This window comes from Pseudoalteromonas sp. GB43 (genome assembly GCF_054923805.1).
The window spans coordinates 449,596-475,155 of sequence record NZ_JBPCHJ010000001.1 but is presented as its reverse complement, the minus strand read 5'-3'; the positions used below and the strand labels follow the sequence as shown (position 1 = coordinate 475,155).

The 25,560-nt window shown below is 41.6% G+C and carries 18 protein-coding genes and 4 pseudogenes; 18 read left to right on the top strand and 4 right to left on the bottom strand.

From position 1 onward, the window contains the following. Positions 1–125 precede the first annotated feature (125 nt). Positions 126–968, top strand: coding sequence for an isopenicillin N synthase family dioxygenase (locus ACRWSG_RS02170; RefSeq protein ID WP_054551580.1), 843 nt, complete (start codon positions 126–128; stop codon positions 966–968). A 203-nt stretch (positions 969–1,171) separates the two neighbouring features. Beyond that, positions 1,172–2,619: pseudogene (locus tag ACRWSG_RS02165) on the top strand (DEAD/DEAH box helicase). A 42-nt stretch (positions 2,620–2,661) separates the two neighbouring features. Here the strand turns inward: ACRWSG_RS02165 and ACRWSG_RS02160 are convergent. Together ACRWSG_RS02160 and ACRWSG_RS02155 are read right to left on the bottom strand one after the other, a co-directional pair. Then, on the bottom strand, positions 2,662–3,414 hold the full coding sequence (locus ACRWSG_RS02160; RefSeq protein ID WP_462165490.1) for a DUF3307 domain-containing protein: 753 nt from the start codon (positions 3,412–3,414) through the stop codon (positions 2,662–2,664). Next, a complete protein-coding gene (locus ACRWSG_RS02155) occupies positions 3,411–4,025 on the bottom strand; it encodes a hypothetical protein (protein WP_462165489.1) in 615 nt (204 codons plus the stop codon). The genes ACRWSG_RS02160 and ACRWSG_RS02155 overlap by 4 nt, the downstream gene beginning before the upstream one ends. 155 nt (positions 4,026–4,180) lie before the next feature. On the opposite strand from ACRWSG_RS02155, the gene ACRWSG_RS02150 reads away from it, so the two are divergent. The 11 genes and pseudogenes from ACRWSG_RS02150 (at position 4,181) to ACRWSG_RS02100 (ending at position 14,726) form a co-directional block, all read left to right on the top strand. Beyond that, on the top strand, positions 4,181–4,675 hold the full coding sequence (locus ACRWSG_RS02150) for a LabA-like NYN domain-containing protein (RefSeq protein WP_138601674.1): 495 nt from the start codon (positions 4,181–4,183) through the stop codon (positions 4,673–4,675). 370 nt (positions 4,676–5,045) lie between these two features. After that, a pseudogene (gene nagK, locus ACRWSG_RS02145) lies at positions 5,046–5,961 on the top strand (N-acetylglucosamine kinase). Next, entirely contained in the window at positions 5,961–7,073 is a 1,113-nt protein-coding gene (gene nagA / locus ACRWSG_RS02140) for an N-acetylglucosamine-6-phosphate deacetylase (protein ID WP_462165488.1), read from the top strand. The pseudogene nagK and the gene nagA overlap by 1 nt, the downstream one beginning before the upstream one ends. Positions 7,074–7,136: 63 nt before the next feature. Then, positions 7,137–8,267, top strand: a complete 1,131-nt coding sequence (gene nagX / locus ACRWSG_RS02135; protein WP_462165487.1) for a transmembrane glucosamine N-acetyltransferase NagX — start codon at positions 7,137–7,139, stop codon at positions 8,265–8,267. 210 nt (positions 8,268–8,477) lie between these two features. Further along, positions 8,478–9,271: pseudogene (nagB, locus tag ACRWSG_RS02130) on the top strand (glucosamine-6-phosphate deaminase). Positions 9,272–9,385: 114 nt separating this feature from the next. Further along, positions 9,386–10,303 (top strand): NAD(+) diphosphatase, encoded by a 918-nt coding sequence (nudC, locus tag ACRWSG_RS02125; RefSeq protein WP_138601666.1) that lies wholly within the window; start codon positions 9,386–9,388, stop codon positions 10,301–10,303. A 19-nt stretch (positions 10,304–10,322) separates the two neighbouring features. Beyond that, positions 10,323–11,501, top strand: a complete 1,179-nt coding sequence (locus ACRWSG_RS02120) for a cystathionine beta-lyase (RefSeq protein ID WP_339981425.1) — start codon at positions 10,323–10,325, stop codon at positions 11,499–11,501. Positions 11,502–11,616: 115 nt separating this feature from the next. Beyond that, complete coding sequence (locus tag ACRWSG_RS02115; protein WP_199530112.1) at positions 11,617–12,435, top strand: ABC transporter permease; 819 nt, start codon at positions 11,617–11,619, stop codon at positions 12,433–12,435. After that, a complete protein-coding gene (locus ACRWSG_RS02110) occupies positions 12,432–13,340 on the top strand; it encodes an ABC transporter ATP-binding protein (protein WP_054551568.1) in 909 nt (302 codons plus the stop codon). The genes ACRWSG_RS02115 and ACRWSG_RS02110 overlap by 4 nt, the downstream gene beginning before the upstream one ends. 2 nt (positions 13,341–13,342) lie before the next feature. Further along, positions 13,343–13,717 (top strand): PH domain-containing protein, encoded by a 375-nt coding sequence (locus tag ACRWSG_RS02105; RefSeq protein WP_054551567.1) that lies wholly within the window; start codon positions 13,343–13,345, stop codon positions 13,715–13,717. Positions 13,718–13,937: 220 nt separating this feature from the next. Then, positions 13,938–14,726 (top strand): putative porin, encoded by a 789-nt coding sequence (locus ACRWSG_RS02100; protein WP_054551566.1) that lies wholly within the window; start codon positions 13,938–13,940, stop codon positions 14,724–14,726. Between the two features lie 57 nt (positions 14,727–14,783). Here the strand turns inward: ACRWSG_RS02100 and ACRWSG_RS02095 are convergent, their stop codons facing one another. Further along, positions 14,784–16,634, bottom strand: coding sequence for a M2 family metallopeptidase (locus tag ACRWSG_RS02095; protein WP_462165486.1), 1,851 nt, complete (start codon positions 16,632–16,634; stop codon positions 14,784–14,786). A gap of 168 nt (positions 16,635–16,802) precedes the next feature. On the opposite strand from ACRWSG_RS02095, the gene ACRWSG_RS02090 reads away from it, so the two are divergent. Further along, positions 16,803–19,082: an acyl-CoA dehydrogenase gene (locus ACRWSG_RS02090; protein ID WP_462165485.1), complete on the top strand. Its 2,280-nt coding sequence runs from the start codon at positions 16,803–16,805 to the stop codon at positions 19,080–19,082. A gap of 58 nt (positions 19,083–19,140) precedes the next feature. Here ACRWSG_RS02090 and ACRWSG_RS02085 read toward each other — a convergent pair whose 3' ends face one another. After that, entirely contained in the window at positions 19,141–21,513 is a 2,373-nt protein-coding gene (locus tag ACRWSG_RS02085; RefSeq protein WP_138601658.1) for an EAL domain-containing protein, read from the bottom strand. Between the two features lie 191 nt (positions 21,514–21,704). Between ACRWSG_RS02085 and pyrC the strand changes: the two are divergent. The 4 genes and pseudogenes from pyrC (at position 21,705) to ACRWSG_RS02065 (ending at position 25,559) form a co-directional block, all read left to right on the top strand. Then, positions 21,705–22,749 (top strand): annotated as a pseudogene (pyrC, locus tag ACRWSG_RS02080) (dihydroorotase). A gap of 340 nt (positions 22,750–23,089) precedes the next feature. Beyond that, positions 23,090–23,299 carry a cold-shock protein gene (locus tag ACRWSG_RS02075; RefSeq protein ID WP_462165484.1) on the top strand — a complete coding sequence of 70 codons (210 nt, stop codon included), beginning with the start codon at positions 23,090–23,092 and terminating at the stop codon, positions 23,297–23,299. 432 nt (positions 23,300–23,731) lie between these two features. Further along, a complete protein-coding gene (locus ACRWSG_RS02070) occupies positions 23,732–24,322 on the top strand; it encodes a response regulator transcription factor (RefSeq protein WP_161804338.1) in 591 nt (196 codons plus the stop codon). A 466-nt stretch (positions 24,323–24,788) separates the two neighbouring features. Next, the gene (locus ACRWSG_RS02065; protein WP_054551560.1) at positions 24,789–25,559 is read left to right on the top strand and encodes a DUF3450 domain-containing protein; all 771 of its coding nucleotides are present in this window, start codon (positions 24,789–24,791) and stop codon (positions 25,557–25,559) included. Position 25,560 lies beyond the last annotated feature (1 nt).

The window sequence follows — 25,560 nt, the reverse complement described above, 5'->3', positions numbered from 1 at the left end:
GCAAGGTGGAGCGGACATAAGTCCTTATGTTTTTACCTGTGTTTCTCTATCCTCGCGAAGCGCTATAATGAAGAAATGCTATGCTTAGCACAGACTTCTTGAACCTTATTCACTGGAAAAGACAAATGCAACATTTACCTACCGTTGATTATAAAGCGAGCGATGCGGCCGCTCAATTTGTTGAGTCACTAAGAAACACAGGTTTCGGTGTACTAAAAAATCACCCAATCCCTCAGTCATTAGTTGAGTCTATTTACAAAAATTGGCAAGAATTCTTTAATTCTGAGCAAAAGCACGAGTTTTTATTTTCAAAAGAAACACAAGATGGTTACTTCCCACCATCAGTGTCAGAAGTTGCAAAAGGCTTTACCGTTAAAGATATTAAAGAGTACTACCACGTTTATCCAAAAGGCCGCGTTCCAGCACAGCTAGAAGAAGAAATCCGTGAGTACTACCGTTTAGCGAATGAGTTTGCAGCAACATTATTAAGCTGGGTTCAAGCTGAAGCACCAGAAGAGGTGCGCGCTAAGTTCTCTATCGACCTTAAAGATATGATTGCTAACTCTGAGCAAACACTTCTGCGTATTCTTCATTACCCACCAATGACAGGTGATGAAGAGCCAGGTGCAATCCGTGCAGCAGCGCATGGCGACATCAATCTACTAACTGTATTACCTGCGGCGAATGAGCCAGGTTTACAAGTACAAAAAACAGATGGTGGTTGGTTAGACGTACCATGTGATTTTGGTAACCTGATCATCAATATTGGTGACATGTTACAAGAAGCGTCAGGTGGTTACTTTCCATCAACGATTCACCGCGTGATCAACCCAACGGGTAAAGCGTCAACGAAATCACGTATTTCGTTACCACTATTCTTACACCCGCGTCCTGATGTTGTGCTTTCTGAGCGTTACACAGCAGACAGCTACTTACAAGAGCGTTTACGCGAACTTGGTGTCAAGTAAAGATTGGTTATACCCGAACCACCTTGAGGTGATTTGGGTATATAAGACAAAGCGGCATTTGAGCCGCTTTTTTTATGCCTGAAATTAGGCTGCTCAGTTCGCTATTAAGTGCTAGTTTGCAAATAATTCCATGCATTATTGACTATCCTAGGTATAATGCGCGCACTTCGCCGAATCGGCTGAAATTTTTAAAGAGAGATAGTATGAGTTTTGATGGGTTAGGTTTATCACCAGCTTTAGTAAATGCAGTTTTAGAAAAGGGCTATGAAGCACCAACGCCTATTCAATCACAAGCTATCCCTGCGATCATTGAAGGCCGTGATGTTATGGCCGCAGCGCAAACTGGTACAGGTAAAACAGCAGGTTTTACACTGCCGTTAATTGAGCGTTTGTCAAAGGACCTAAAGCGGGTGGCAATAAAGTACGCGCATTAGTATTGGCTCCAACTCGCGAGTTGGCTCTACAAGTAAGCGAAAATGTTGAGCAATATGCTAAGCATTCAAATGTTAGCTCATTTGTTGTTTATGGTGGCGTTAAAATTAACCCACAAATGATGCGCCTTCGTAAAGGTGTTGATATTTTAGTGGCCACACCTGGTCGTTTATTAGATCTACACAATCAAAATGCTGTTAAGTTTGATGATTTAGAAGTGCTGATCCTTGATGAAGCCGACCGTATGCTTGATATGGGCTTTATTCATGACATCAAACGTATCATTGCTAAATTGCCTGCTAAACGTCAAAACTTAATGTTCTCAGCGACTTTCTCTGATGAAATTCGTGAACTTGCAAAAGGGCTCATTAACGACCCCGTTGAAATTTCAGTCGCGGCAAAAAACACCACAGCTAAAACGGTTGCTCAATCTGTTTATGCGCTAGATAAATCACGTAAAACAGCATTACTTAGTCATTTGATCCGTACTAATGATTGGCAACAAGTATTAGTATTTTGCCGTACCAAGCATGGTGCGAACCGTTTAGTTAAGCAGCTTGAACGCGATGATATTGTCGGCGCTGCCATTCACGGGAATAAATCGCAAGGCGCTCGCGTTAAAGCGCTCGAAGGCTTTAAATCCGGTGAAGTGCGCGTACTAGTTGCAACCGATATCGTTGCCCGTGGTCTTGATATTGTTGAGCTACCGCACGTTGTTAACTACGATTTACCGAATATTTATGAAGATTACGTACACCGTATTGGCCGTACAGGCCGAGCGGGTGCATCGGGCCATGCTATTTCGTTTGTAACAGCAGATGATGCTGACGATTTATATGGTATTGAGCGATTTATTGGTGAGCTTATTCCGCGTGCAACCGAAGCAGGCTTTGAGCCAAGCAAACCAGTTGCTGAAAAGCCACTAGATACGCGTCCAATCAAGCCGAAAAAACCAAAGAAACCGAAAAAGCCAAAAGCACCAGCTCAAGATGGTCAAGGTGCAGCAAAATCTGCACAAAAGCCAAAACCTAAATCGCAAAAGCGACCTTCACAAGGTAAGTGGCAGGGTAAGGGTAAAGAGCAAGGGCAAAACCAAAAAGGTGCTAACAACGGGAATAAATCGAATAACACTAAACCAGCAGGTAATAAACCTGCGGGTAATCGTCAGCGTGTATCGGGGCCATCTCGCCCAAGACGTAAGCCCGCTGCGGATAGTTAATAGCAGTAAAAACAAAAAACGCGCAATTGCGCGTTTTTTGTTTTAAATGAGTTTAATGCAATATAAGGTGGCGACACCAATAAAGAGTGTCACGGTGACACTTAATAAAGTGCCCAGCATGACATATTCAGTGAGTTGTTTTTCGCTACTTTCTTTTAAATCACCAAATCGAAAGATAGACTTGGCCGCTAGCAGAAAGCCCACACCGCCGTATTCACCTAGCAAGATAAAGCTCAACATCAACACTCGCTCGAGTAAGCCTATAAAATGCCCCGCAGCAGGAATACTGCCTTCATTGTTTATCTGAATATTGATTTTCTCCAGCATCATGCGAATAAACACAGAGCTTGGGTTGAGCACCAACAAATAAGCTGCAATAACATACAAGGTATCGAGGGCAATCAGCTTTTGCCACGCTAAGCTATAAAATTCATTCTTATCACTAAGCCAAACGCTCAGTATTACAATCACAACAAGATGTGCCAACTGATCGAGTAAAAACGGCACTACGCCTTTATTTGAATATGACTTTGCCAAGTCAATGACATAGTGGCTTAGCATAATCGCACCAGCTGCTATCAGTACACGAGAGAACTCTTGCCAGCCGTAGGTGTATTCCCACAGTATTAGCACGGCTAAAGAGGTCACACCATGCGTCAATACGTGCAAATAGAGCTTACTGGCACGAAAGTGACGGTTGTTTCTATCGTGCACCCAGCTCATTGGCTGCCAATAAAAGTCAGCAAGTAAGTGGCCCAGTACTAACGCGGTGAGTAGTAGAGCAAAACTGGTCATAACAATCCTTTGAGTGTGGTTTGGCTATAATTTATAAAGCGCTCGATAAGTTGATAATGGGCTAGGTTGAGTAACTTAGTGACATTCTCTCGGCTCGTATAAAGCTCTTTGGCAAGCTCTGCATGGCTGTTGTTCTCGGCGGTTAAGTAATAAAACAGGGCATTAGCCTGCTTTTGACTCATTTTTTCAAGCAACACTTCAACAAGCGCAATATTAAGCGCAAAGCCTTCTTCAAGGGCGTTATTTTCAATATTTAACACTAAGCGTTGCTGGCTCATATTATCTAAACCACGGCCAGATAAGGTATAAGCACTGCCTGTGGCTGTTTTAATATCGGCGCGGGGGTTATCGAGTGAGCCAATAGCCAAGCTTTGTCGCAGCTCGTAATTGGCTGCCTTCATTTGCAAATACAACAAGATGGCTGCATGACATACAAGCTCAGGCTCTGTTAGCTGTACTTGCAATGCATCGCCACGGTAAATGGTAAAGCTTGCATTAAAGCGCTTAGCAACAAAGCGCAAGCTTTGATCAAGCTGATAAAGCATGGCGTCGTATTCTTGCTGTGGAATTTTTTGTGATTTAATTAAATCACCGCTGATCACCGCAATCATTATGATCCCTTAGATTAAGTAACTTAATTTAGTTACATCGCAATAAGTAACCAAATTTGGTTACTTTGTTTTATGTAACCAATTTAGGTTACTTTTTCGTAAATATCAACCTAGATATGCTACAGTGAACACAAATCACTAAAAACAGAAAATTTATGTCAGCAGTTGATAAGCCAAAAGTCGGTATCTTTGTAGATGTACAAAACATTTATTACACCTGTAGAGAAAGCTACAAGAAAAACTTTGACTACAATGCCTTTTGGGCACAAATGAGCGAACGCTACCAAATTGATTGCGCCATTGCGTATGCAATATATCGGGGCGATGAAAAGCAATCGCAGTTTCAAAATATTCTGCGCGCAATTGGTTTTGAGGTAAAACTGAAACCTTTTATTCAGCGCAAAGATGGCAGTGCAAAAGGGGATTGGGATGTTGGCATTACCATTGATATGCTAGAGCATGCCAAGCAGCTCGATAAATTGGTATTGCTTTCGGGTGATGGTGATTTTGCCTTATTACTTGGTCACTTAGCGAATAAGTATCAGCTACCGTGTGATGTCTATGGAGCAGAGCACCTCACCGCAGATATTTTAAAGCAAGCCGCCGCTGAATTTCATTGTATTGATGATTCACTGCTACTATCAAGGTAAAAAAATATTCCTATAAAAATAAAATGTTTAACTAAAGTATTATTTCAGCTAAGCTAACATTAGCTACACTTGATGATAAATAAAGGAATAGTCACGCACAACGCACTAAATTATGCAAAAAAGCATAAATAAAGGTGTTATAGGACATTGTTGATGTGGTTTCTAATTTTCTTGTCTGTTAAATAAAGCGTTTTAATTCAATAAATTAAAAATAAATATGAAAGTTATACGAATTTTTATAAAAAATATAATGACAACGCTGTCATTTGTTGTGTAACATTAAATCAACAAAGGTTGAGATGATTTCGCATTCTGATAAGAAAAATAATGCGATTTAGACAAAAACTAAATGAAGGCTAGGGGTCGTTAAATGATGGCGAAGAGTGTGAATGAGGACCAATTGTTTATTGGTATCGATGGTGGCGGAACGAAATGTCGCGCAACTATCTACTCTGTTAAACAAGGTGTATTAGGAACTGGCCTAGGTGGTCCTGCAAATCCATTACATGGTTTGGAACGTACTCTCGAATCAATTATGGTCTCAACACAATTAGCACTTCGTGATGCGGGTTTAGCGCTTGAAACCGTTCACCAGCTTTATGCCGGCTTGGGTTTAGCCGGTGTAAACCTACCAAGTTTGTACGACAAGATTATGGAATGGGAGCATCCATTCAAACAAATGTTCCTCACTACTGACTTACATACAGCCTGTATCGGCGCACACGAAGGGAGTGATGGTGCGGTGATCATCACAGGTACTGGCTCATGTGGTTTCTCATGTGTAAATGGTCGCACAACTAACTTTGGCGGTCATGGTTTTGCTCTGGGAGATAAAGGCAGTGGCGCCTGGATGGGTCTTGAAGCAATAAAAGCGACATTACTAGACCTTGATGACTATAGGCGAAGCAACAAATCTGACTAACGTGATCACCGAGCATTTTGCAGCTGACAATGCGATGGCGATTGTTGAAAAAATGTCTGGTCAGCCTTCGAGTAGTTTTGCCAAATTAGCCCGCTATGTATTTGAAGCAGCCAATAACAATGACAAAGTTGCGGTTTCGATTGTTAAAGAGGGTGCTGATTACGTCAGTAAATTAGCTCAGCGTTTATTAGAGAATAACCCGCCACGCTTATCTATGATTGGTGGCTTAGCTGAGCCATTAAATAAGTGGCTTGCAGAGGATATTGCGAAACGCGTTGAATCTCCTATTCAACCACCGGAAATGGGCGCTGTGTATTTTGCTCAGCAATCTGTGCTTGAACAAAACCAAGAGGTAAGTTTGTAATGACGATTTATCATGCGAGTTCATTGTTTACCGGTGACGAATTTTTATCTGACGTATATTTTAGCGTCGACAATGGTGTGTTTAAGCATGTTGAAGCAGATGCTAATGCCGTTAAACTAACGGGTTTAGTGGCACCCGGCTTTATTGATGTACAAGTAAATGGCGGTGGCGGGGCGTTTTTTAACGCTGAGCAAACGCCAGATTGCTTAGATAGAATAGCCAAAGCACATGGTCAGTTTGGTTCAACAGCGATTATGCCAACGCTGATTACCGACAAAATCGAAGTCATGGCAAAAGCGGCCGATGCCACTGCACAAGCAATTGCTGAAGGTGTTCCGGGCGTAATGGGTGTGCACTTCGAAGGACCGCACCTTTCCTTAGGGAAAAAAGGCACCCACAGCGAGCAATTTATTCGCCCTATTACAGAGCAAGAATTTGCAATTTATGCCCGCCAAGACTTAGGCATTAAAATGGTTACCTTAGCACCTGAAAATGTCAGTGCTGATAATATCGCGCGCTTGGTTGAGTGTGGTGTAAAAGTATCAATTGGCCACACCAATGCAGACTTTGCAACCACCAATGCTGCACTTGCTGCAGGGGCTGATGGTTTTACCCACTTATTTAATGCCATGTCAGCATTTACATCACGAGAGCCGGGTGTTGTTGGTGCTGCACTTTGGGATGATAACAGCTGGTGCGGTTTAATTGTTGATGGTCACCATATACACCCATCATCAGCTAAATTAGCAATTCGTACCAAACAGCGCGGAAAAATTATGTTAGTCACAGATGCAATGCCACCTGTGGGGACTGATGACATGGAGTTTGATTTCTTTGATGGCCGTAAAGTTATTCGTACTGGCGACCGATTAAATTCAACGACCGGTGAATTAGCAGGCAGCGTACTTGATATGGCAAGTGCGGTGCGCAACACAGTGAACACATTGGATGTTAGCCTTGCTGAGAGTTTACGTATGGCATCACTTTATCCTGCACAATATTTAGGTTTACATAAAAAAGGTCGCTTACTGAGCGGGTTTGACGCTGACTTTGTGGTGTTAGACGCACAGCAAAATGTACAAGCCACCTTTATTGCTGGAAAAGCGCTATAACAAGCTTCCCTGGTAAAAACCCCGCCGTTGTATCGCGGGGCTTTTTCTATTTAAGGTAATACAATGACAACAATACAACCAACAAGAAAACGTTTGGCATCGCTGGATGCACTGCGCGGCATGGATATGTTCTGGATATTAGGCGGACAGTCACTATTCGCAGCGCTCTTCGTTTTAACTGGCTGGACTGGCTGGAAAGTTTTTGAAGCACACACAGTGCACAGCGTTTGGCATGGCTTCACATTTTACGATCTGATTTTCCCATTGTTTATATTCTTATCGGGTGTTGCGATGGGGTTAGCCCCGAAACGCATTGACCATTTACCGTTTGATGAGCGCAAAGTGTATTACCGTAAGGCGGGTAAACGTCTTTTACTATTGTGTTTATTAGGTATTTTGTATAACCACGGCTGGGGCACAGGGATGCCGATGGCGTTAGATGAAATTCGCTATGCCAGTGTGCTTGATCGCATCGCTATTGCGTGGTTCTTCTGTGCAATGTTGGTTTGGCATACTGGTTTACGAACACAAATTATTACCGCTGCGGCTATTTTAGTGGGTTATTGGTTACTACTTTGTTTTGTTCCAGTGCCGGGTGGCAGTGCTGGTGACCTTTCAGCAGCAGGGAGTTGGAATGCATGGTTTGATGCACACTTACTGCCGGGGATTAGTTATCAAAACCGTGTAGTAGACCCAGAAGGTGTGTTGTCGAATATCCCTGCGATAGTTAATGCATTAATGGGTGTGTTTGCAGGTCAATTAGTGGCACGTGCTCAGCAAATTGGCGAGTGGAAAATGACCGCCTTATTGTTCGCCGCAGGTGTGGTAAGTGTATGCTTAGGCTGGTTATGGGATTTACAGTTCCCAGTAAATAAAGAACTTTGGACTAGCTCATTTGTGCTTGTAACCGTTGGCTGGAGTGCCATATTGCTCGCCGTATTTTATGCACTGGTGGATATTTTACCGGGGCAACGCGCTGCGTATCCATTTGTGATCATAGGTGCAAACTCGATTATTATTTATTTAGCGTCAAGTCTAGTGAATTGGGGTTATGTAAGCCAAAGCGTATTTGGTGGGGTGGTTCGAGCTGTGCCAGCGGCATGGCAACCCCTGATGGCGGTAATTGCATTATTAGCAGTACAAATGCTGGTGTTGCATTGGATGTATCGCCGTAAGATCTTTGTTAGTGTTTGATAATTATTAAACACTAACAGAAAGAGTAATTTTTTATTCACTTTTACTTTACAAAGATAAAACTAGAAGTGATAATGACAGCGTTGTCATAATGGTTGTAGCTACTGCATCGTATCCTGGCAGTGGTTTGATCTAAAACCCAGCTCGATTGCACGTGGGGTTGGGTTTTAGGTCCCATTTTTTTCCAACTTATAATTAGAGCTAATCGATATGCAAATAGTGATTCTTGATGATGCAGCCCAAGTTGCAGCGTATGGTGCCAACATCTTTGCTAAACAATTACTAAAAAAACCAGCCTCGGTACTCGGTCTTGCCACAGGTTCAACACCTGTTGCTTTGTACCAACAACTGATCGAAAAAAATAAAGCTGGCGATATTTCGTTTAGCCAAGCGACAACATTTAACTTAGACGAATACTTAGGTTTAACTGGCGAGCATCCTCAAAGTTACCGTTACTTTATGAATGAGCAGCTGTTTAACCATGTTGATATCGACAAACAAAACACCCATGTACCGCCGGGTGATGCAGTAAATCCGCTTATTGCTTGTACTGAATATGAGCAAAAAATCACAGCGGCTGGTGGTGTTGACGTACAACTACTTGGTATTATCGTAATGGTCACATCGGTTTTAACGAACCTTCATCAGGTTTGACATCACGCACCCGTGTAAAAACACTGACGAAAGCGACGATTGAAGACAATGCACGATTTTTTGCAGAAGGCGAATATCAACCGCATTTATCAATCACTATGGGCATTGGTACTATTTTAGAAGCCAAAAAAGTTGTGCTTTTAGCAACGGGTGCAAGTAAAGCGGATGCCGTTCATGCCATGGTAGAAGGCCCGTTAATGGCTAAATGCCCAGCTTCAGCACTGCAACTTCATAAAGATGCGGTGATCATCATTGATAAAGCTGCCGCGAGTAAATTAGAAGATTTAGAGTTCTATCAGCATATTGAAGCTGAGAACCAAAAACTACAAGCGCATCTAGCGACCTTGTAAAATTGTGAGAGAGAATAAAAAAGCCCAGTTTGGGCTTTTTTTATGCCTGTAATAAATTGGGTTTATTATCCGCTTATGGTAGTTTTAGCGAGTAAACTATTTTCAAGGAACGCCATGCTGAATTACTCTCAAATGCCATTGGATCGTGCATCAAATCGCCGTAAAGATCCAAAGTGGTTAAAGGCTCAAATGAATTCTCAGAGTCGCTGGTTATTGGTCAATAACAATCAAAGTTTATTTGTTAAAGACAGTCCTGAAGTTTGTTATTTACGCTTATCTCAAGTGGATCATCTCGATTTATCAAAAGGCATTTTATTGGGTTTAGACGACGATGATGTGGCGCATTTTGCTTTAGATGTCAGCCATGTTCCAGACTCACTCATTGAGCCTATGCTTAATGGCGCTGAATTTGTTGATATTCGCAAGTTAGGCCCACAAGTTGAGCTAAAACAAGGCTCGATTGCCGCACTGGCAAGGGGCTTGTGTTTTTGGCACGCAACGCACCGTTTTTGTGGTCGTTGTGGTCATGAAAATAACATGGTTGAAGCAGGGCATTCACGTTTATGTGAGAACCAAACTTGCCAGCATCAAACTTTTCCGCGAACCGATCCTGCGGTGATTATGATCGTGACTAAAACCTTTTCAGATGGAGTTGAGCGCTGCTTACTAGGCCGTCAAGCAAGCTGGCCTGACGGTGTTTTTTCAACTCTTGCTGGTTTTGTTGACCCAGGTGAAACACTAGAGCAGGCCGTTGCCCGCGAAGTCATGGAAGAAGCCGGTGTTGCGGTGACAGATATTCAATATATCGCGTCACAGCCTTGGCCATTTCCATCATCAATCATGTTTGGCTTTATGGCCACAGCGGTTTCAGAAGATATTCAGGTAGATAAAGACGAGTTAGACGATGCGAGATGGTTTAGCCGTGCTGAACTTAATGAATTCGGCCAATGGCATGAGCAGGGCAGTCACCTTAAACTAACCCGACAAGATTCTATTTCTCGATTTTTGGTTGAGCACTGGCGCAACCTGTAAAGCACAGCTTGGACAAATTATGACAAAGACAAATAAAAATACCCAAATCGTCTCTGCAGGGCGTAAAAAAGCATATACACAAGGGGTTGTGAACCCTGTGGTGCAACGTGCATCAACAGTGGTATTCGATTCAGTGGCTGATTTAAAAGCAGCGGCGAAGAAACGGGGCGACAAAACGTTATTTTATGGCCGTCGCGGTACGACGACACATTTTGCTCTGCAAGAAGCAATTGCTGAACTTGAAGGCGGCGAAGGATGTGCGCTATATCCATCAGGTGCGGCTGCAATAAGCAATGCGCTGCTATCGTTTGTAAAAACAGGCGATCATATTTTAATGGTGGATACCGCTTACGAGCCAACCCGTGATTTTTGCGACAAAATACTGGCTGGATTAGGTATTGAAACAACCTATTACCCACCGGGAATTGGCGCAGGAATTAATGAGCTTATCAAAGATAACACTCGCGTATTGTTTTTAGAATCACCAGGCTCAATCACTATGGAAGTACAAGATGTGCCAGCCATGGTTGCTAAGGCTAATGAGCGGGGTGTAATGACCATGCTAGATAACACCTGGGGTAATGGTCTGCATTTTAGACCGCTTGAGCATGGCGTAGATATTAGTATTCAAGCAGCGACAAAATACATTGTTGGTCACTCTGATGTGATGATGGGTGTGGCGGTCGCTAATAAAAAGTATTGGCCAACCCTTCGAGAAAATTCATACCTACTAGGGCAATGCACCTCTGCAGATGATGCTTATTTAGCGCTACGTGGTCTGCGTACTATGGCTGTGCGTTTAAAACAGCATGAACAAGCTGCCATCGAAGTGGCTAAATGGCTTGAAACACACCCATTGGTTGATCATATTCGCCATCCCGCTTTTGCAACGTGCCCGGGTCATGAGTTCTTTAAACGAGACTTTGATGGCAGCAACGGCTTATTTTCATTTGTAATGAAGCAGGGTAATCAACAAGCAATTGATGCGTTTTTAGATAGCCTGCACCATTTTAAAATGGGCTTTTCTTGGGGCGGCTATGAGAGCTTGGTCACGGCAAACCTGAGCATGAAAGGGCTTCGCTCTGAAACAGGTTGGTCACAAGGCCCGGTAATAAGGCTACACATTGGTCTTGAAGATGTGGCTGATTTACTAGCCGATCTTGACCAAGCGCTTGCAGTGTACGAAAGCCACCTCTAGGTTAAAAGTTTATACTTTGTTACATAAGACCCGCTTGTCGGGTCTTTTTTTTCTGGTAATTCAAGCTGTTTCAACTTAGTGTAATTCTAATAATAAAATTCATTAAGGATTATGAGTGACGCAGTTACATCCTAAACGCCTTGCACAAATTGCCCAATTTGAGCTGGTACGACTATTTCTGACCAAACGTGGTTTGTTGGCGGTTGCCGCTTTTGCCATTTGTTGGCTACTTATTTTACGCTATCCCATTGCCCAATCTGTGACCTTGATTAGCTCACCTGATTTTGCCGACTTTGCAAGGCAAGCATTTGGCGCCATTGGCATCAGTAAATTACTTGATTGGCCTGAATCTGAACTTGCCGTTTATTGGCTGGTTGCCTTATTTAGTTTCCCAAGCTTTTGTTTGTTTTTATGTAGTGACCAAACAGTGGGCGACAGACAGCGAGGTACGTTACGCTTTTTATCACTTAGAGCTACTCGTTCAGAAATTATTATTGGCCGCTTTTTGGGGCAGCTACTCATTTTAGCTGCATTGTTGTTTGTTACCTTGATGGCAACGGTTGCAATGCTTGGCTATCGTGAGCCAAGTTTACTGCTTTCTGGCTTATCGCGAAGCTTTATGTTGTTATTTTATTTGCTTGTTGCAGTTATGCCATTTATTGCCTTGATGAGCTTTTTAAATACATTTGCCCGTTCATCGCGTCTTGCGTTTGTTTTGGCTATTTTGTTTTTTGCTGGCGGTAATATTGTGATTGGCTTACTAACATGGCAATGGCCTGCATTTGAGGTTTTAAATTACATATTTCCGGGCTATCAACTTGATTTAATGGCAGGTCAACGTGCAGGTGTGACACTGGCTCTTGGTTTACCACTTTTACAAACGGCAGTGCTACTGGTTGCTGGTGAACGAATTTTTGCAAGGAGCTCATTATGACCGTTTTAATTCAAGCACAAGGCTTGTCAAAAAACTACGGGGCTAAGCGAGCGCTCGATAACGTTAGCTTTGAGATAAACAAAGGGGCGCCGGTAGCGCTAGTTGGTCCTAATGGTGCAGGTAAAACAACGTTATTCAGTTTGTTATGTGGCTATATTTTACCTAGCTCAGGAAAGCTATCGGTAATGGGGTATACCCCAGGTAGTGCGGCGTTATTTGGTAAGCTAACCGCGTTACCGCAAGATGCCCAGCTTGATCCTCGTTTTAGTATTGCGCATCAACTTAACTTTTATGGTCAATTACAAGGGCTCAGTGGTGCGGTTCGTAAAAAAGAAACGGCTCGTGTTTTAGAGCTCGTTGGTTTATCAGAAGTGGCTAAGCAACGACCAGATGATCTTTCTCATGGTATGCGTAAGCGAGTGACGATTGCACAGGCATTAATTGGCTCACCTGAAATAGTGATGCTTGATGAAGCAACTGCAGGCCTTGATCCAATTCATGCTCGTGAGGTAAGGGAGCTGGTAAGTTCTTTAAGTAACGAAGCAACATTTATTTTAAGCTCCCATGACTTAACTGAGCTTGAGCGTTTATGCTCACAAGTTTTACACCTCGATAAAGGGGTGTTAAGTGAGCATCAAGCCCGTTCTAGCACGCAAGATAATAAACACTTTATTACGCTGCAGTTAAATCAACACTATGATGATGTAGAAGCAAAGCTTGCTGGTCTTGCCCATGTACATCATGTTTATATGAGCCAAGCAAAAGAATATGTGATTGAGTTTGAGAAAACCGCTGAGCCTTTTGACATCAATCTTCTACAATTTTGTTATCAGCAAGGTTGGCAGTATCGTCAACTGGTAAATGGTCACACACTCGAAAATCAAATTTTTCATAAGGAGAGCTAGTTATGGGTCTATTAAGTGGATTAATGGGTAATGCAAGTGAAGTCGATAACGACGACTTAGAAGAGCTGCTTGCTAATACATTGATTGATGGTGAAACAGTTCAAAAAGCCTATAAAGTTATTCGTGATATGTTCATCTTTACTAATAAAAGATTAATTATCATAGATAAACAAGGTGTTACCGGTTCTAAAGTTGAAATGCTGAGTATTGCTTACTCAAAAATTACTAAGTTTAGTAAAGAAAGTGCCGGGCATTTTGACCTAGATGCTGAACTGAAAATTTGGGTTGGTTCAGATCCAACGCCAATCAGTAAAGACTTTAAAGCAGGAGATAACATTAATGAGGTTTATAGAATTATAAGTCAATTTGCTTTATAAGGTACTGACAAATCTTGTTTTTTTATTAAAAGCTGGCTAAAAGATGAAAGTTTTGGCCAACTTTTTCTTTACATTTACCGACACTTTATTACAATTAATCAAGTAAAAACAAACGCTTAGTTAAGTTTCCATTCAGTTTTCTGACGTTAGCATGTGCCCAACTTAGCCATCAGGCTAGTTTTCAACAGCAATGAAACAATGTTAATAGGGAAATCTGTTTATGAAAAAGTTAGCAGTTATTATTTCGAGTATGCTTCTGTCAACTGCCGCGACTGCTGCGGATAGTTACCAATCAATCAGCCATTTAGGATACAAGGACACCGATGGCAACGACACTGTAAGTGTTGATTCAACTTATTACTTCGCACCAAAGAAAACGATGGGTCCATACGACCAGTTTGAATACATCAACAGAACAACTAACGTGTTTGGCTCGTACGCAGATGATGACTTTGGTGATGTGACTAACATCGGCGGTGAGTACTTCGTACAAGATTTTGTAATCGGTGCGGGTTACAGCAATTACGATTACGGTTCAGACACTGATTTATTCAATGTGTCTGCGGGTTACTTCTTTAACCCTAACCTTCTTCTAAAAGCGACTTTCACTGACGTTGAAGATGGTGATAACTATGTAATGTTCGACCTTAAGTACAATCATCAAATTAACAGCACTGATTACTTAGGTTTCACGTTCACTGCAGACGACGAGTTTGATTATCGTGCGGTTAGCGCTAAATACTTTATGGATCTTCAACAAGGTAATTACCTAACGATTGAAGGTACAATTGCTGATACTGATGATAGTGGTAGCTCTTGGGAACTAGGTTCTAACTACTACTTCTCTAAAGCAACATCAGTATTTGTAACGTTTAATAAAGAAGATGACTACAGCTTTGGTGCTCAGCACTTCTTTAACAAAAACGTTGGTTTAAAAGCTGGTTATGCAAACAACTGGGATGACTCAGATTACGATGCATACTTTGCAAACCTAAGCTTACAGTTTTAATCATTAATTTGATGATATAAAAAAGCCCGCATTATGCGGGCTTTTTCGTTTTTATCATTACCAACCGCACTGGCGGCCTTCATTTTGCTCATCAAGGTATTTTTGTAACGGTGCAAAGTAATCTAAGATTGCTGTTGCATCCATTTCTTCTTTACCAGTGATTGTCGCAAGTGCTTCTTGCCATGGGCGGCTTGAGCCCATTTCTAACATAGCATTTAGTTTTTCACCAGCCTCAGCAGAGTTGTATACAGAACAACGGTGAATCGCTTCTTCGTTACCGGCAATTTCACATAAACTTCTGTGGAAGTCGAATTGTAAAATGTGCGCTAAGAAATAACGTGTGTAAGGCGTGTTGCCTGGTACGTGATACTTAGCACCTGGATCGAAGTCTGCTTCGCTACGTGCGATTGGCGCTTGTACACCTTGGTATTTTTCACGTAATTCCCACCATGCTTTGTTGTAGTTCTCTGGCGTTACTTCACCTGAGAAAACTTTCCAGCGCCATTGGTCTACTAATAAACCAAATGGGATAAATGCTACTTTGTCTAATGCCATTTTCATTAACAGGTCCATATCTTTAGATTCATCAGGCACGTCGTCTAATAAACCAATTTCTTTTAAATAACCTGGCGTTACAGAAAGTGCAATGGTGTCACCAATCGCTTCGTGGAAACCATCGTTCGCACTTTCTTGATAATAAATAGGCTGTGTGTTGTAGGCGCGTTGGTAGAAGTTATGCCCTAGTTCATGGTGAATAACAGAGAACTCTTCACCTGTACGTTGAATACACATCTTAATACGTAGGTCGTCTTTGCTATCAATATTCCATGCAGATGCATGACATTGTACGTCACGGTCTTGCGGTTTAGTGAATAGCGAGCGCTCATAGAAGGTATCTGGCAATGGCGCAAAACCCATTGAGGTGAAGAACTTCTCAGCACCACGTACCATTTTAAGTTCGTCGTAATCGTGCTCAGCTAATAGTTCTGTTACGTCATAACCAGGATCGGCATTTTCTGGTGCAACAACATCGTAAATGTTACCCCACGTTTGGGCCCACATATTACCTAGTAGGTGTGCAGGGATAGGCTGGTCTTGTGGGACTTTATCTTCGCCATATTTTTCACCTAGCTTGGCACGAACATGACAATGTAATGAATCATATAGCGGTTTAACTTGGCCCCAAATGCGGTCAAGTTCTTTCGCAAAATCATCGGCTGGCATGTCGTATTTACTACGCCACATAGCACCTGTATCTGCATAACCTAGCTCTTTTGCACCTTCATTGGTGAGTGCAACTTGTTGCTCATAAAGCGGGCGCATAGGTTTTGAAACTTGACGCCAACCTTGCCATAAATCAAGCAATTCATTGTAATCACGGCTCGTTGCCATTTTAGCAGTCATCTCGCCAAGGCTTAAACAGCTACCATCTTCTTTACAGTATTTACCTTTACCATAAATACCCCCTAGCTCAGCCACTAATTGTGAGAGCTTAGCTGTTTTTTCAGCATCTTGTGGTGCAGGTAAGGTAAGTGCGAGTTTAAGTTTATCGAGTTTACGACGTGCATCGTAATCAAGCTCTAAACTATCGAACTTTGCGGCTTCATTAGCAAGACGAACCACAGCTTCTGTCATTTTGCGATTTACTTCAGCAGATAGTTCAGCAGTATCATGGGTGATGAAGTTGGCATAAATCCACTCAGCACGGCTTGCTTCTAAATAAAGCGCGCTTAATTCTTTTTCAGTATCGGCGATAAATTTAGCGGCATCTTGTGCGGTTACTTGGCTTGTTTTGACTTCAGCAGTCGTTGTTTTAGTGCTCGCAGTGTCATCATTACAGCCTGTAAGTGCTGGTGCACTGGCGACCATAAGCGCGCTGATGCTGAGCTTAAATGGAGTCTTTTTCATAACGTTCCCTAGAAGTTTATTGTTATTTATTGCCCATGCATAATAGCAGTGTCTTAGTAAACAACAAACTGCCTAGTTGAAAACAAGCTAAGTAAGCGCTGCTTACGTTGTATTTATGGCACGATCAGTCATACTTGAACCAGTTAAATAAAATAAAAGGATTGCACAATGACGACCGTAATCATTCTGTTACTAGTTGCTGTGATTGTAATTTTTGCTGTGAAAGACATTCGCATCAATCTTGTCACACGACCTACGTTTAGACTATTTAAAAAAGTTTTGCCGCCGTTATCGCAAACAGAACGTGAAGCTATGGAAGCGGGTGATGTTTGGTGGGACGGTGAGTTATTCAGTGGTAACCCTGATTGGCTAAAGCTGCATCGTTTTCCTAAACCTGAACTCAGCGAAAAAGAGCGCGCATTTATGGGTGAGCAAGTCGAAACTTTGCTAGCCATGCTTGATGATTATCAAATCGTGCAAAAAGATAAAGACCTACCAAAAGAAGTGTGGGACTACCTAAAAAAAGAAGGATTTTTTGCACTAATCATTCCTGAAGAATTTGGTGGCCGAGAGTTTTCAGCCATTGCTAATTCAACCATTGTATCGAAAATTGCCACTAAGAGCTTAACCGCTGCGGTCACCGTTATGGTGCCAAATAGCTTAGGTCCTGGCGAATTGCTTCTTCATTACGGTACCAAAGAGCAACAAGAGCGTTGGTTGCCAAGCCTAGCTAAGGGCGATGATGTGCCTTGTTTTGCATTAACGGGCCCTGAGGCTGGGTCTGATGCAGGCAGTATTCCTGATACAGGGGTGGTTTGTAAGGGCATGCATAACGGTGAAGAAGTGATTGGTTTAAAACTTAACTGGTCAAAACGTTATATTACCCTTGCGCCAATTGCCACCGTGCTGGGTCTTGCATTTAAAATGTACGATCCTGAAGGTTTATTGGGTGATAAAAAAGAACTTGGTATTACGTGTGCACTTATTCCGACTGATCACGAAGGTGTGCAAACAGGTGAACGTCATTATCCGTTAAATATGGCCTTTATGAATGGCACAACGTACGGTAAAGATGTGTTTATTCCGCTTGATTGGATCATTGGTGGCGAAAAGGGCGCAGGTAGAGGTTGGCGTATGTTAGTTGAATGTTTAAGTGCGGGTCGCGGTATTTCGTTACCGGCACTTAGTACGGCAACAGGTCATTTGGCTTCAAGAATGACATCTGCCTATGCAACCGTACGCCAACAATTTGGTGTGTCGATTGGCCAATTTGAAGGTGTTCAAGAAGCACTCGCTCGCATTGGTGGTTTAACTTACACCTTAGAATCAGCAAGGTTAATGACCGCAGGGGCGATAGACTTAAAATTGAGTCCGTCTGTGGTTACCGCTATAGCTAAGTATCATATGACTGAAATGGGCCGTACTGTAATGAACGACGCGATGGATATTCATTCGGGTAAGGGTATTCAAGTCGGGCCGAATAACTATTTAGCCCATGGCTACATGGGGATCCCGGTATCGATTACCGTTGAAGGTGCAAATATTCTGACTCGTAACTTGATGATATTTGGTCAAGGCGCTACCCGTTGTCATCCGTTTGTTTTAAAAGAAATGGAAGCAGCAGCAATGGAAGACCAAGATGTTGCTTTAAAAGAGTTTGACTCATTACTGCTGCAACATATTTTATTTGCAGGCAGTAATGCAGGTATGGCATTTGTGCACGGTTTAACGCGAAGTTACTTCGCTAAAGCCCCTGTCTGTGGCGCAACCACTGGTTACTATAAACAGTTAAGTCGCATGAGTCGTGGTTTAGCATTTTGTACTGACGTTGCGATGCTAGTATTAGGCGGTGAGTTAAAACGCAAAGAGATGATTTCGGCACGTTTAGGTGACGTGCTTAGCCATTTATACCTTGCTTCATGTGTATTGAAACGTTATGAAGATGAAGGGCGTCAGCAAGCTGACCTACCATTTGTGCAATATGCCGTTGAGCATTCGTTATTCTGCATTGGTCAAGCATTCGATGGCTTCTTTAAAAACTTCTCTAACCCAGTGGTTAATTTTTTACTAAAACGTATTGTGTTCCCTCTGGGTAATCATTACCACCGTCCAAGCGATGAGTTAGCACAAACAATGTGTGAGCACATGAGCAAACCAGGGGTCTTTAGAGACAGATTAACCCATCTTTGTTATGTTGATGAAAATGCAGGCACGGGTGTCATGGAAAATGCCTTTTTAGCCATGATTGACACCCATGAAGACTTTAAGCAGCTTCGTAAATGGCAAAAAGAAGGCACTATTGCCAAAAACCTTGAACTTGAGGGCGCAATTGCCGCAGCAGCAGAGAAAAACTTGATAAACGAAACCGTTGCAGAGCGTATGAATCAAGCCAATGAGCTACGTAAACAAGCGATAGCCGTTGATAACTTCTCCCCCGGCGAGCTGTAACTTCTTGCCAAGTTGAAATAATTAAAGCCTTGCATTTGCAAGGCTTTTTTATCTTAGCTTATACCAATCCGTGAGTGATGACTTTTTCTGCTTCGCTGGCTGGCATGGGTTTCGCTTTTAAGAAGCCTTGACCAAACTTACATTGAGTTTGTTTTAAGATTGCCAATTGTTTTTCTGTTTCAATCCCTTCCGCAACAACATCGAGCTTTAACGACTGTGCTAACGATAATATGGCATCCACCAAGGGGTTGTGTGCTTTATTTAAATGATCGATAAAGCTTTTATCGATTTTTAAAATATGGATAGGTAATTGGTGTAAATAACCAAGCGCTGAGTAGCCAGTACCAAAATCATCTAAGCACAGTTTAACTTCAAGAGGCTCAAGGCCTTTAATAATTTTTGTTGCTAGCTCTAAATTACCAATTAGCCCAGATTCAGTGATTTCTAAGCACAGCGAGCCTAAAGGGAGTTTGTATTTAGAGTACAAAGCATGGATTTGCGCGACGAAGTCGAGACTTGCAAAATGACGTGATGACACATTCACGGTAATTCGGCCAAACGCTTTACCTTTACTTGCCCACAGTGCGATTTGCTTTGCCGCGAGTTCAAGCAAGTGTAAATCTAAGTTAATAATTTGGCCTGTGTCTTCTGCAACGGGTATAAAATCATTTGGCGAGACAAAGCCTTTACTTGGGTGGTGCCAACGCACAAGCGCCTCAAAGCCGACAACCTGTGCATCTTGAATGGTAAAAATTGGCTGGTAGTAAAGTTCAAAGTCGTCATGTTCAATACCATGCTGTAAATCATTTTCTATATCCGCATGATTTTTGAGCTTTTTACGCATGGTATTGTTAAAAAACTTAACTTTACCGCGGCCTGATGACTTCGCCTCGTACATTGCAGCATCAGCATGCTGTAATAGCTTATAAGCTTGATCGCGACTACTTTCACAAAACGCAACACCAATACTTGTGGATGCCTGAAGTAAGTGGCCATCAATATCAAGAGGCTCAGCGAGAACCTGTTGAATTCGTTCAAGGGCATCTTTAATTTGTTGTTTATCGGTGATGTTCTCCATAAAAATGGCAAACTCATCGCCCCCTAAGCGGGCAAAGGTATCGGTATTGCGGATGGTACCTAAGATTAACTCACAGATTTTGACCAAAAAGTGGTCACCAACCTCATGACCTAATGAATCATTGATACTTTTAAAACGGTCAAAGTCTAGATAGAGCAGGGCATGTTGGTGGCGCTTATCTGCTCTTGCCAGACGAAGGATCGCATGTTTAATACGCTCTATTAATAACGAGCGGTTAGCAAGGCCGGTTAATTCGTCGTGAAGAGCTCGGTGCTCAAGCTCTTGTCTTGATAATTGGCGGTCTATCGCCATGCTAATTTGGCGGCTCACATACGTGAGTAAGGCACGGTCATGTTCGTCATAGTGATAGCTTTTACTGTAACTTTGTACGGCGATAACACCACTAATACGCTCATTTACTTTAAATGGCACCCCTAGCCAAGACTCGGCCTGACGACCAACCATTTTAAAATGACCCGCATCAATGTGTTGTTGAAATTCTTCTTTCGTAAAAAGTAAAGATTGGTCGATGTTTAATAAATAATAAGATGCGGTGTCTTTTAGTTGTTCTTTCGATATTTTCTTATGGGCGTTAGAACGCACGCCTTCTTCGATAATATAAACTAAATCAAGCACATCGAGTTGCTTGTCATACAGGCCAATAAAGAAGTTATCAGCCCTCAGTAAAGAGGTAATAATGCCGTGTAAAGATTCAAAGAAGCTATCTAGCTCGCTTGATTGATAGGTTAAGTTAGCGATTTGCAGCATCGAGCGTTCTAGCTTTTGTGCATCGTTTAACTGCATCACAGTTTGCTGTAAGTCTTCTACGGTGCGAACTTGATTTATCTTGGCACTGAGTAAGTGGGCGACAGTTGATAAAATCTCTAAATGCGTATCATTGTAGTAATGTTTTTGCGGGTGCTCACAGTCAATGACACCCAGTACTTTTTCTTTGTAAACTAATGGTACGCAAAGCTCAGATAACGCAGGGCGAGAATCAGCAATATAACGCGGGTCTTGACTGACATCGCCAATCATTAAGGGTTTGCCAGTGCTTGCGACATAACCCGTAATACCTTGATCAAAGCTAATTTCTGTTCGGTCGATATGGTAAGTATCATGGCTACTTGCCGTGCCAATAGACGCCATTTCTTTTAGGGTACGTGTTTTATCGTCTGCTAGGTAAATGACACACTCTATAAAGCCCAGGCGGCTCACTACCTCTGATGTAACATATTCGAGTAACTCTTCAACTGTATCTAACTGCATTAGAGATGATGAGAACTGATTAATAATATGTAATTGGTCTGTTTTGACTTCAAGTGCAAAAGCCGTGTCTAAACTCTTAGGCATAGAATAAAAGGTAACCAAAATGTTGTATTAATTTATTACGTTAACCTACTATCAAACTATCCACAAAGTTATTTTCAAAAAAAACGTATACTGGTGTAAACTAGGCACCTGAAAATGAGCTTGGGTAAATAAGCGAGGTTATTTGCTCAATGTTTATGCTATCCCCCTAACTTTAGCCGTGGAAACAAGCAATGTCAGATTTAAATTCGATGCAAACTCTAACAATTACACGCCCAGATGATTGGCACATTCATTTACGTGATGGTGAGCAACTCGTTGATACCGTTCGTGATGCAAGCCGTTACATGGGGCGAGCAATCATCATGCCTAACCTTGTTCCACCGGCAACTTGTACAGACACTGCATTATCTTACTATGAGCGAATTAAAGCTGCGATCACAAGGTAACTTCGAACCATTAATGGTGCTTTACCTAACAGATAAAACTACGCCAGAAGAAATTAAAAAAGCTAAGGCAACAGGTAAAATTGTTGCTGCTAAACTGTACCCAGCTGGCGCGACGACCAACTCAGATTCTGGTGTGACATCAGTTAAGAATATTTACCCTGTACTTGAGGCAATGCAAGAAGTAGGGATGTTACTGTTAGTACATGGTGAAGTAACCGATTCATCAATTGATATTTTTGACCGTGAGAAGGTCTTCTTAGATACAATTTTAGCGGATGTAGTAAATGACTTCCCGAGTCTTAAAATTGTGCTTGAGCACATCACCACGAAAGATGCAGTAGAGTTTGTTAATAATGCACCAGAGAATGTTGCTGCAACCATTACTGCTCATCACCTTCTTTATAACCGTAATCATATGCTAGCAGGTGGTATTCGCCCGCATTATTACTGCTTACCTATTCTAAAGCGTAACATTCACCAGCAAGCGCTAATTGGTGCTGCAACAAGCGGTAGCAAAAAGTTCTTCTTAGGTACTGATTCTGCACCACATTACAAAGACAAAAAAGAAGCGGCCTGTGGTTGTGCTGGTGCATATACTGCACATGCAGCTATTGAGCTTTATGCTGAAGCGTTTGAAGAAGCAGGTGCTTTAGACAAGCTTGAAGGTTTCGCGAGTCACTTCGGTCCTGACTTTTACGGTATGCCTCGAAACCAAGATACCATTACACTAGTAAAAGAGAGCTGGACAGTACCAGCCAGCTATAAACTAGGCGATTCAGAAGTGGTGCCAATCAAAGCAGAAGCACAAATGGACTGGCAAGTTAAGTAAGTTTTAGCAAGGTCTAAATCGAGAATAAAAAGCCCATCTATTTGATGGGCTTTTTTCATTTATAATTAATTGTTTATAAATAGTACTGTCATATATTTTTGTTTGAGCGGTTGACCTTAAAATTATTTTCGATTAATAGAGCTAAAAGCTATTTAATGTGTTAGTCTTAAATTGCTTTGAGTTTTTGCGTATTGAATTTACGGATAATGTGCGGCTGTACGGTTACCGGTTTGGTTATTGGTTCTTCCTGTACTTTACCCCAAGTTTATTGGGCATTCACTCAGGGAGGATAGAGCCATTATGGCTGAATTTTAATAATTGACTTACAGGAAAATTTGGTATGTCAAACACGGTTACTGGTAAAGTTAAGTTCTTCAACGAAGCTAAAGGTTTCGGTTTCATTGAACAAGAAAATGGCCCTGATGTATTCGTACACTTCAGCGCTATCACAGGTACAGGCTTCCGCACTCTAAGCGAAGGCCAGCAAGTATCTTTCGGCATCAAACAAGGTCAAAAGGTCCCTGAAGCTGAGAACGTAGAAGTAGCATAATTTATTATGTGAACCTAAGCATTTTGGTGAAACAGTTTCTGTTTCACCAAAATTCATTTACTCCCCAAATATCATACAGTTGTACCTAAACCTATTTAAACCTAAAGTATTGTGTTAGCCTTTTTTAATAGGTAATTCTTCTAGAACTTTCTCAACTATTCCTTTAAAGCTACTCTCGGTATCTAAAGTACTATATGCTCTTAGACTTAGTTAATTAAACATGACATTGATTGTTGTGTAAGTGAAGAATTTGATCTAACGAGAAAATTTAGTACTCATTTTCAGAGATTGTAGATTTTTTTACCAACATCTGAATTTCCCGCTAAACTTAGTGATATATAAGACAGCGGTAATTTAAATGAGCAATAAAATACTCGTTTGATAGATATAATGAAGGTTTGCTAATTGATGAGCATAGGAAATAATATACTTTTGGTAGACGATCACCCGATGGTGGCAACAGCAATTAAAATGGTTTTATCCAAATCGACCTTAGTTAACGAAGTTCAAGCTGTTGGAAGTCAAAAAGAAGCACTACAATTTTTAAAAGCTAATAATGTAGCGTTAGCTATATTAGATATTGAGTTAGAAGACTCAGATGGTTTTAGCTTATACAAGCGGGCTGTTAGTGCAGGGTTTACTGGCAAAGTGTTATTCTTATCAGCTAAGCAAGATAAGCATATTATACGCACTGCAGCAAAGTTGGGAGCGCAAGGCTTCGTTAACAAAGCTGAAAGCCTTGAAGATATTTCTTCTGCAGTTGAAATGATCTTGCGTGGTTACACCTTTTTTCCGCAAGAGCATTTAATTGCTTCTGAAAAAGACATTGACGAGTTACTCACTGAGCGTGAACTCGCCGTAATGAATTACCTATTGCAAGGGCTATCGAATAAAGACATTGGTGAAAAACTTTTCATCAGTAACAAGACCGTCAGTACTTACAAAACAAAAATATTTGAAAAGCTTGAGGTTGATTCAGTTATCTCATTAGCTAAGCTAGTAAAAGACCGCGCCGTGTTCTAATGGCGGCAGTTATAAGTCAAGATTAAATCCCGTTTAATGTTTAGTAAGCAGTTTGCTTGCTTATTAAACATTCCCTGCCTGTAAATGCATAAAAATTCTTCTAATTAGATTTTTTAGATGAAAAAACTGAATTTTTTTTTCATTTTTCTTTACCGCTTTTTGATTTCAATAAATGTTACATTTATGTTTAAGTTTGAACGGAATATGAATGTGATGATTGTTACTAAAGGGCTATAGAAGCCTTACAGATGTGTGACTGTTATATTTTTGTTAATTCGTTGTTTTGGTTATTTTCATATCAACGACGAGTCACCAAATTTTTCCGATGAAAGCCGAACATCAAGTTGACAGACTCAGATGCATTTAGCATTATTGGAGGGTTGATATCTATTAAAAGATATCAGGGTTGTCCTCTTCGGAGGGTAATTAAATTATAAAAGTAACATTACTTAATTGGTTGGGAACTATGTCTGTTAAAATCAGAAAGAGTCTTGTAGCATCAGCGTTGGTTGGCGCTTTTGCATTTGCAAGCAGCAATGTGATTGCAGATCCTTTGAAAGATGTGCAAGATGCAGGTCAACAAATTCAAAAGGCTGCTGTTAAGTCTCAAACTAAAATTGACAATGTATATGGTCAAACTCAAGAGCTAATCGCTGAGTACCGTAGCGTTGTTGACGAAACTGAGCTAATGAAGGTTTACAACGATCACGTAGCACGTTTGGTCGCTGACCAAAACGCTTCAATCGAATCGTTTGACCGTCAAATCGCAACTATCGATAACACGAAACAAAACGTTGTGCCTTTGATGTATCGCATGATCGATACGCTTGAGCAATTCATCAAAGCGGACGTTCCGTTCAATCTTGAAAACCGTCTAGCACGTGTTGAAAGACTTCGTGACATCATGGCGTCAGCTTCAGTTACTACATCTGAAAAATTCCGCCAAGTTCTTGAAGCTTACACTGTTGAAACTGCATACAGCTCAGCTGTAACTGCTTCTCAAGGTACTCTTGAGATCGATGGTAAGAGCATCAACGTTGACTTCGGTCGTTTAGGTCGTATCACTTACGTAGCTCAGTCTTTTGACCTTAAGCACGCGTGGGTGTGGGATAACAACACTAAACAGTGGAAAGAATTAGGTGAAGAATACCTAAAACCTGTTAAAGAAGTTATCCGTATGGCGCGTAAACAAGCGACATTAGAACTTGTTAAACTACCAATTTTTGGCGCGGAGTAAT

Excerpts from the sequence above, each read along its gene's own strand:
- ACRWSG_RS02155 (WP_462165489.1), bottom strand. The coding sequence starts at position 4,025 with ATGATTGCGGTGATCAGCGGTGATTTAATTAAATCACAAAAAATTCCA.
- nudC (WP_138601666.1), top strand. The coding sequence starts at position 9,386 with ATGCTGAATTACTCTCAAATGCCATTGGATCGTGCATCAAATCGCCGT.
- ACRWSG_RS02160 (WP_462165490.1), bottom strand. The coding sequence starts at position 3,414 with ATGACCAGTTTTGCTCTACTACTCACCGCGTTAGTACTGGGCCACTTA.
- ACRWSG_RS02095 (WP_462165486.1), bottom strand. The coding sequence starts at position 16,634 with ATGAAAAAGACTCCATTTAAGCTCAGCATCAGCGCGCTTATGGTCGCC.
- ACRWSG_RS02075 (WP_462165484.1), top strand. The coding sequence starts at position 23,090 with ATGTCAAACACGGTTACTGGTAAAGTTAAGTTCTTCAACGAAGCTAAA.
- ACRWSG_RS02065 (WP_054551560.1), top strand. The coding sequence starts at position 24,789 with ATGTCTGTTAAAATCAGAAAGAGTCTTGTAGCATCAGCGTTGGTTGGC.
- ACRWSG_RS02120 (WP_339981425.1), top strand. The coding sequence starts at position 10,323 with ATGACAAAGACAAATAAAAATACCCAAATCGTCTCTGCAGGGCGTAAA.
- ACRWSG_RS02085 (WP_138601658.1), bottom strand. The coding sequence starts at position 21,513 with ATGCCTAAGAGTTTAGACACGGCTTTTGCACTTGAAGTCAAAACAGAC.
- nagA (WP_462165488.1), top strand. The coding sequence starts at position 5,961 with ATGACGATTTATCATGCGAGTTCATTGTTTACCGGTGACGAATTTTTA.
- ACRWSG_RS02110 (WP_054551568.1), top strand. The coding sequence starts at position 12,432 with ATGACCGTTTTAATTCAAGCACAAGGCTTGTCAAAAAACTACGGGGCT.
- ACRWSG_RS02100 (WP_054551566.1), top strand. The coding sequence starts at position 13,938 with ATGAAAAAGTTAGCAGTTATTATTTCGAGTATGCTTCTGTCAACTGCC.
- ACRWSG_RS02090 (WP_462165485.1), top strand. The coding sequence starts at position 16,803 with ATGACGACCGTAATCATTCTGTTACTAGTTGCTGTGATTGTAATTTTT.
- nagX (WP_462165487.1), top strand. The coding sequence starts at position 7,137 with ATGACAACAATACAACCAACAAGAAAACGTTTGGCATCGCTGGATGCA.
- ACRWSG_RS02150 (WP_138601674.1), top strand. The coding sequence starts at position 4,181 with ATGTCAGCAGTTGATAAGCCAAAAGTCGGTATCTTTGTAGATGTACAA.
- ACRWSG_RS02170 (WP_054551580.1), top strand. The coding sequence starts at position 126 with ATGCAACATTTACCTACCGTTGATTATAAAGCGAGCGATGCGGCCGCT.
- ACRWSG_RS02105 (WP_054551567.1), top strand. The coding sequence starts at position 13,343 with ATGGGTCTATTAAGTGGATTAATGGGTAATGCAAGTGAAGTCGATAAC.